This window comes from Actinomadura sp. NPDC023710, from assembly GCF_040639875.1.
GTDB classification, from domain to species: Bacteria; Actinomycetota; Actinomycetes; order Streptosporangiales; family Streptosporangiaceae; genus Spirillospora; species Spirillospora citrea.
In genome coordinates, this window is the sequence record NZ_JBFAGB010000096.1 from 1 (window position 1) to 7508 (window position 7508).

General features: G+C 69.8%; 9 protein-coding genes. 5 read left to right on the forward strand and 4 right to left on the reverse strand.

Going from position 1 to position 7508, the window contains the following annotated elements:
* The first annotated feature begins 3 nt into the window (after positions 1-3).
* Positions 4-345 carry a MerR family transcriptional regulator gene (locus AB0H37_RS44800; protein WP_360618827.1) on the forward strand — a complete coding sequence of 114 codons (342 nt, stop codon included), beginning with the start codon at positions 4-6 and terminating at the stop codon, positions 343-345.
* Positions 346-921: 576 nt separating this feature from the next.
* Here the strand turns inward: AB0H37_RS44800 and AB0H37_RS44805 are convergent.
* Entirely contained in the window at positions 922-1806 is an 885-nt protein-coding gene (locus AB0H37_RS44805; protein ID WP_360618817.1) for a tyrosine-type recombinase/integrase, read from the reverse strand.
* Between the two features lie 364 nt (positions 1807-2170).
* Here AB0H37_RS44805 and AB0H37_RS44810 point away from each other — a divergent pair, with 364 nt between their 5' ends.
* From AB0H37_RS44810 to AB0H37_RS44820, 3 genes are all read left to right on the forward strand, one after another.
* Positions 2171-2626: a hypothetical protein gene (locus tag AB0H37_RS44810; protein WP_360618818.1), complete on the forward strand. Its 456-nt coding sequence runs from the start codon at positions 2171-2173 to the stop codon at positions 2624-2626.
* Between the two features lie 57 nt (positions 2627-2683).
* Complete coding sequence (locus tag AB0H37_RS44815) at positions 2684-3106, forward strand: hypothetical protein (RefSeq protein WP_360618819.1); 423 nt, start codon at positions 2684-2686, stop codon at positions 3104-3106.
* Between the two features lie 294 nt (positions 3107-3400).
* Positions 3401-3604, forward strand: a complete 204-nt coding sequence (locus tag AB0H37_RS44820) for a cold-shock protein (RefSeq protein WP_360618820.1) — start codon at positions 3401-3403, stop codon at positions 3602-3604.
* 418 nt (positions 3605-4022) lie between these two features.
* Here AB0H37_RS44820 and AB0H37_RS44825 read toward each other — a convergent pair whose 3' ends face one another.
* From AB0H37_RS44825 to AB0H37_RS44835, 3 genes are all read right to left on the reverse strand, one after another.
* Positions 4023-4415: an STAS domain-containing protein gene (locus tag AB0H37_RS44825; RefSeq protein ID WP_360618821.1), complete on the reverse strand. Its 393-nt coding sequence runs from the start codon at positions 4413-4415 to the stop codon at positions 4023-4025.
* A gap of 93 nt (positions 4416-4508) precedes the next feature.
* Entirely contained in the window at positions 4509-4961 is a 453-nt protein-coding gene (locus AB0H37_RS44830) for a cyclic nucleotide-binding domain-containing protein (RefSeq protein WP_360618823.1), read from the reverse strand.
* A 404-nt stretch (positions 4962-5365) separates the two neighbouring features.
* Complete coding sequence (locus AB0H37_RS44835) at positions 5366-5851, reverse strand: nuclear transport factor 2 family protein (RefSeq protein ID WP_360618825.1); 486 nt, start codon at positions 5849-5851, stop codon at positions 5366-5368.
* 1463 nt (positions 5852-7314) lie between these two features.
* Between AB0H37_RS44835 and AB0H37_RS44840 the strand changes: the two genes are divergently transcribed.
* On the forward strand, positions 7315-7508 hold a 194-nt coding region (locus AB0H37_RS44840), incomplete at its 3' end, for a hypothetical protein (RefSeq protein WP_360618826.1).

The window sequence follows — 7508 nt, forward strand, 5'->3', positions numbered from 1 at the left end:
CCGGTGCGAGACGATCTCGGCACCGGGCTCGACAGCAAGCTGGACGATGAGGACTATCCGGCTTACAGCATGGGCCGGGCCGCCGAGATCCTCGGCGTCACCCCCGGGTTCCTGCGCAGCCTGGACGCCGCCAAACTCTTCGCTCCGCAACGCTCGCCCGGCGGCCACCGCCGCTATTCCCGCTACCAACTGCGCCTGGCCCAACGCACCCGCGACATGGTCGACCAGGGCACCGCACTGGACGCGGCCTGCCGCATCATCATCCTGGAAGACCAGCTCGCCGAAGCCCAGCGCATCAACGCCCAACTCCAGCACCGCATCAACGCCGACCCCCAACGACACTGATCCGCCCACGACCGACGCCCAGCATCGAAGCCGCCCCCGACGACGCCGACGTCGAGATCCTGACGCGGGGCGGCTGGTCGCGGCCATCTGGGAGCGGTCACCAACGCCATGACCTACAGCCGCCCCCGACGCCCGCCGTGGACATCCACCTGCCGCCACCGGGCGACGAGGTCATCGCGACGGTGACCGCCCACGGGCCCGGTTTCGACCCGGCGCCGTGCCCCACCCGCTGGCTCCTTGCACCGGCTGCGGCCCGGCGGCGGGGCCTGTTCCTCATTGACCGCGGCACCGACGGCGTCGACTACACCGTCCCGCCCCACGGCGGAACCGTCGTCACTGCGCAACAGCATCGCTCCGCGCTAGCCGGCGCACCCCTCGGCTCGCCGAGCCCACAAGCAAAGCGCCTAGTCGCATGGATCCGAGCGGTGGGCCTCCGACACCTGGGGCCAAGTCATGTGGGAGGGAAGCGGCCCGATGCTCAAGGGAGCGGGTGCTGGGCTGGGGTTTCGCAAGGTTCGGTGTGCTCGGCGGGCCGGGGGGCGATGGCGCCTTTGAGGTCGGTGCGGGTGGGCGCTATCAGGGCTGGGTGTAGCGCCGGGTGGTGTCCAGGCGGGCGTGGCCGAGTAGTTCGGCGACGCTGACGATGTCGGCTCCGGCGTGCAGCAGGTTGGTGGCGAAGGTGTGCCGCAGGACGTGTGCAGAGACGGTCGGATTGCCGTCCTGGTCGGTCAGGCCGGCGTCAAGGGCTATCTCGTCGAGGAGCTGGTCGACGGCCCGCGCCGACAGGCGCCCGCCCCGGCGGTTGAGCAGCAGCGCGGGGGTGTCGGCGCCGGGCCAGGCAGCGCGATCGCTCTTCCAGGACGCGACGGTGTCGCGTGTTGTGGCGTCGGTTAGCGGGACCTCGCGGGAGATCTCATTCTCGCCGGAACGGACATCGACCCTGGCTTGGGGTGCCGACAGTGGCACGTGGTCGGTGTCCAGGGCGACCAGCTCGGAGACGCGCAGTCCGCAGTAGAGCAGCAGCCGTCCGATCGTCCGATCGCGGGCCAGAGCGCGGCGCTGGACCGCGCGCAGGTACCGCTGCTGTTGGGGGGCGGTCAGGGCCCGGGGGGCTCGGCGGGGAGTGCGGGTGCGGCTCACGCCGACCTTGCCCAGTCCGAGGTGTTCGTAGAAGCGGTCCAGTGCGGTGAGGTGGGCGTTGACGGTGTTGTCGGAGCGGCCCAGCACGGTCTTGAGGTGGGTCTTGTAGTCGCGGGCGTTGAGGTCGCGCGCCTGCGGGTCGGTCAGGGGGTCGCCGTCGGCGAGGTTCGCGGCGTCCTGAAGCCAAGCCAGGAACACCCGGACGCGGGAGTCGTAGGCACGGCGGGTGGCGGCGTCCAGGGCCGTGTCGGCCAGGGCGGCGGCGTAGTCGGTGTGGACGCCGAGGTAGGCGTCGGGTACCTGCTGACGGCGACCTGCCACCGCTTCCCCCTCAAGCTCAGGAACTCCCACCGGGCTGCACTTCTGATATTAGCCAATATCAGAAGCCGCTGCTAGAGTGAGGATATCCGGAAACGACGACCCCCGTCCCTGGGGTTGACCCGCCGCGCCGCCCCAACTCCGCTAGAAAAGATGTGCTCCATTGTCAGGATCCTGCCCGTGACCCAGATCGCCCCGGCGCGGACCCCAGCGACACGCCCAGACTCACAATGCGTGGACCGGTCGCCCATCGCACATCCGCGGCGGTGCCGCCGACCCGTCCGTGCGGCAGGCCCGAGCCGAGCCGCTACCTGAACGCCGGACACGCGACCCTCGGCGTCCGGACCGGTGCTGTGACAGAGGACCTGTGACCAGCAGGGCCGACGACTCCGCCGACGGCCCCAGGCCACCGGTAGTGCACGCCGGTCGATGGCACCTGCCCGGCGCGCGCTGGGCGGCCGCCCGGGCCCGTCGAGCGATCCGCACCGCGCTCAAGCAGTGGGAGCTGGGCGCCGCCGCCGACACCCTGGCCTGGCAGGCGGCGTCCTTGATCCGGAAACTGGCCGCCCGCCCGGTCGACCGCGCCCCCGGCCAGATCGAACTGCTTCTGGAACTACGCCCAGCCGACCGCCTGCTCCTGATCCAGCTACAACGCACCACTCCCGAGCGGCCTGAAGCCGACAACGGCACCCTCGCCGAAGAAGATGGCCGCCACATCATCGCCATCGTCTACGGGCACCGCCGCGCTCACAACGGCCCTGGCATCTGGTATACCCGCACCTTCGTCTGGCACCGGCCGGACAGCGGCGCCACCGACCACTGACCCGCCCCGACCCCCTCCACGATTCGCACCCCGACCCCATCGGAAGGAACCACGCCCATGGACACCGACGCCACCGAGAGCACACCGGGCACCGCCGCAGCAAGCGACAACGCCCCCGCCCCCACAGACACGGACGCCACGGACACGGACAGCGGCACCGCGGCCACCACCGACCGGCCGGACGCTACGCCCGCCACCGGCCGCGCACGGCAACCGATCCAGGCACTCCAGGGCCGGATCGGCAAACTGGCCGAAGCCGTCGGCCCCTCTCGTCGACCCGGCCTTTCCGCCGGCCAGAGCCCGGCGCCGCCCAGGATCCGCCGCGGTGCGGTGGCCGGGATCGTCGCCGCAGCCGCCGCAGCGGTGGGGGTATGGCTGTGGCGTCGGCATACCGCCGACCGCCGGCGAACGTGCCGCCAGCGGGCCGCTCACCGGGCCCGCCAGACCGCGGCCCGCGGACGCGCCCGACTCCCGATCTGACGCGGACGGGGCCGGGCTGTCCCGGACCCGCCCGATCACCTGGTCGGGACCCATCATCCCCGCATGGGGGCCGCCCCCACCTCAGTGGGGTAAGGGAGCTCGCTGGGGGGCTTGTGGCTGTGGTGTAGGATGGGCAGCAATGGTTGGAGTCGAGTTTTGCGAACGTGGAAACGCCCGCACAGTTCCGACAGCGGGCGTTTCGTCATTTTGGGGGTCACTCCAGACGGGCGTACGGCCAGCAGCCCCGGATCAACGCAGCCGCGTCGATCCGCACCCGTCCGAAGGAGACATCCAATGACTCAGGGAACCGTGAAGTGGTTCAACCCCGACAAGGGCTTCGGGTTCATCGCCCCCGATGACGGCACCGCCGACATCTTCGTCCACCAGTCGGTGATCGAAAGCGACGGCTTCCGCACCCTCGAAGAGGACCAGAAGGTGGAGTTCACCTCCATCCGCGGCCCCAAGGGCATGCAGGCCGACCTGGTCCGCGCGCTCTAACAACGCGCGCCGAGAACGATCGAACCGAGGGGCAGGTCTGCGAAAGCGGACCTGCCCCTCGGTCGATCCGGTGAGACACGCTAAATCGGCCTGATCGTCCGGGGAGAGGGCGCCAGCACACACGAGGCCAACGCCGGTCAATGCAGGTCCCAACAATCCTCACGCGACCGCCGACGACACACGCGCCAGAACGACCCATAAACGGTTAACGGCACCCGGACCTGCTGCGGCACTCTCGCCAGGAGCGGATCGAGCCTCCGGACGCCGGACGGGCTCAAGCGGATGGTGCAAGCGGCGCTGCACGTCGCGGAGGAAAACGCTTCGCAGTTATGATGCGCTCGGCTCGAGGGGGCCGCGGGCGAAGCCGCCGTCGGCTGCACCACGCGGCGTTGGCGCCGGCGGTCGTAGCCCCGTCGACTCAGCCCAGCTCAGCGGTGGTCTCGCCCCCGGAGACATCGGGCGGCGCATCCACCACGCGCAGATAACGGTCCAGCCCGATCCTGGCCAGCAGCTCGGCCAACCGGGGACGAGGACGCAACACCACCAGCTCACCACCAACGGCACTGACGCGCTTCCACAGCCGGATGAACGCGTTGACACCCGAGGAGTCGCAGAAACTCACCTGCGACAACTGCAGCGCAATACGCGGCGGCGTCTCCTGCGCGATCAGCAGGCCGACCCGGTCGAGCAACGCCGGAGCGGTGGCCACGTCCAACTCCCCGCACAACTCGACCGTCACCCACGGCCCAGCCGACGCGACATTCACGCTCAGCCTCGCCCCACGCGGTGACCCATCCGGCGTCGCGGTCATCCCGCCCACCTCCACCCGCAGAACAGCCCTGAACCTGCCACCCTAGGGCAGTCACAGGGCGATGAAGACCTGGTCCAGGCCGCAGATTTCGTTTCAACGGTTTGGCTCACCTCCCGCCGACGGCCTGGGGTGCCGGGAGCCACCGCTGGAAAACGAGGGTGGCCAGGCCCGGGGCGTGCCCGCGAGCCGCCCTGGAGCCGACATGGAGACGAAATGGGGCGTTGACGATCTGGCGGATCCCTTGCCAGCGGCCTGGCCCGATCTGCACGGATGGAGTTTCGGCATGTGCAACGTTCGCCTGCACCCGCCGGTCCGCGTCGTCCAGCCGCTGCACGAACGTGCCGGTGACCAGCACCACGTCGCCGGATGGGCGTCCAGGTACGCGGTTAAACGGGCGGCCGGGACCACCAGGCCGCGGACCGCGGTGAGCGCCGTCACGGTCGCCGCTCGGTCCTGGCTGCCGAGCACCGCGCTCTCGCGCACCAGGTCACCGGCCCCCCGCACGGCCAGCACGCACTCGTGCCCGTCTGACGTTGCCGAATTCATCTTCGCCCAGCTGGCCGGGACGACGACGATGTGGTCGGAGTCCTTCCCCCCGCCGCCCGCGACGACCGGGTCGCGCGTCGCACCCCCAGCGGCACACCGCCCCCCGCTGCCTCCGCCGATCAGCCAACCAGACCAGACCGCCCACCTGAACGTCTGAAGAAGGCGACGTCTGGGCGGAATCCTCAACGAGTACGAGCATTCTGCTTGAGCTGCGCGGACGTAGTTTTCGGCATGCGCACTGTTGAGGGGCCGGGTGGGCCGGTTCGGGGTGGCCGGTCATCCAGTGCAGCAGCCGGAAAGCGCGCTCGTTCACCGCGGGGCGGGACGAAGACCGCGGTGAGCATGACTGCGAGCGCGACCGTCAGCTCGGCGGTGTACAGCACGACCGCTGGCGTGGGGAGCCGCTACGGTGCGGGGGAGTGCGCATGGCCCTGAAGCCGCTTCCCTGCGTCTTGCGGGGAGGTCAGGGTGGCCATTACGCGGTCCGGTTCCCAATGGGCGCGGAACGAGGTGATCAGGCCGTCGTCATCGACGGTGTAGACGGTCAGGCAGTCGATCGTCGTGGTGGTCCCGCCGTCCAGCGTCGCAGTGATGGTGACGACGTTGGCGCAGGCGGGGCCGTTGGCGAACGAGTCGCTCACCCGGAAGTGGAACGTGCGCACCCGGGCGATGTTCTCGTCCCAGAACCGCTCGATCCCGTCCGGCCCCCGGTGCCCCTTGCCCTCGGGATCGAGCATCGAGGGGCCGACGGGGTCCTCGATGACGGCGTCCGGGGCGAACAGCGCGAGCCACTCCTGCTTGCGCCCGCCCGCGGCCGCGGCCATCGCCGCGCGTACCGCCCGGCGCGCGGGGTGGTCGCCGTCCGGCGCGTCCCAAGTGACTGTGCCCATGCCAGAAACTGTAACGTGTTCTCACATTTGCAGCACTGTGCCCCCACGCCGCCCGCCCCGCCAGCAATGCTGCGGCGGCGCCCTCGCGGGGACGTTCGGAAGGATCGGGCGGCGTAGAGGTCATAAAGAATGTGCATGTGGCGCGACATGCAGTGATTTCCGGGTGTGGTGTGGGCGGGTGCGTAAGGGCGAACAACCCCCATGGATCGTGCCCGACAGCCGCGGGAGCGGATCGAGCCGCTGCTGCCGAAGGCGGAGCGCCGCAAGCGCCACGCCGGACGGAAGCGGCTGGATGACCGCCGGGTGTTGTGCGGGCCTGGCGTCGGCTGGCCGAATGGCACCAGGCAGGCGTCTGGGAGCGGCTGCGCCGTCTTCTGCTCGAGGAACTGCGCGCCGCCAAGCAGCTCGACTGGTCCAGGGCGGTGATCGACAGCTCTCACGTCTGGGCTTTGGAGGGCGGCCCAAAACGGGCCGAGCCCGGTGGACCGCGGCCGACCGGGCTCCACGCTTCAGCTTCGTGCTACAGCGTGTCGTTAACAGGCCTGCGTCAGCCGGCCCGCAGTCGCCACGACAGGTGGGATCCTTGTCAACCCCCTCTAAGCGTGGAGACGGTGTTATGCCACTTCGGCCCTGTGCTGGGCGGGGCCGCGGCCCTTCGGTGTCTGAACCGCGCTACCTCTCGGCTGCCCGGCAGCGGGCTCATCTGCGGCGCGCTTGTCCGCTATGCCGGGAAGACTCCCGGCGAGGAGCGGCATGCCCTAGTTCTGCAGGCGCCGACTCGCGCCGTCCAGAACCATCCCCGCGTGCGCGGGGCCGACACTTGCTGGCCTGCGATGCTGTTAGTGAGGGCGTCGGTTTTCATTCGGTTGGTTTGTGATCATGGCCGTGGGTGCCGATGTGATGATCTTGCTTGGTGTGGCGGCCGAGCCTCTTTGGAGGGCGTGTCGGGTTGTTGGCTTAGCGCGTATGAGTCGAGGGCGGGAGAGGCGTGCCATCGCCCGCGTCGTGTTCTGGACCCCGTGCCGTGGTCTCCATGACTCAGCTTATGGGAGGCCCCTGCAAAGCTGCGTTGCTGACTGCGCTGGTGGTCATGGCCGTCGGTTCTGAAGGCGGTATGACCGGCTTGACTGTGTGAGGGCTGCCGGGCCTTGAAGTGCGACCAGGGGGAACTGGGGCCCGGATCGGGCCGTCGAGCCGCCCTGGAGCCGACATGGGGGACGAAGTAGGGCGAAGCGGGCGGCGGACAAGCCGGACAAACTCGCGTTTCCCCTGGTCAGCGGTGGTGGGTCGCGTGGGACTCGAACCCACAACCTACGGATAAAAAGGGGGCCTCCTCGTCGGCGCCCCTGTGCCTGCCGAAAACTACATCCGTGCAGGTGAGAGGTGCAGGGCGGGGGCTCCGACATGGGGCTTGGTCAGTCGCAAGGACAGGCCGCGGCGAGGCGGTTGCCGCGGGATGATGGGTGGCTGTGCTGTTGCGATTGGCCTACTTGACCGTGGCGAACACCTTCGCGGCCCTCCGCGTGCTCCCGATGACCGATCAGGAGAAGGACACCGAAATCCTGGTGTTGCGGCATCAGGTCGCCGTGTTGGAGCGCCAACTGGCCGGGACGCGGGTGCGGTTCACCGCTCCGGACCGGGCACTGCTGGCGGCGCT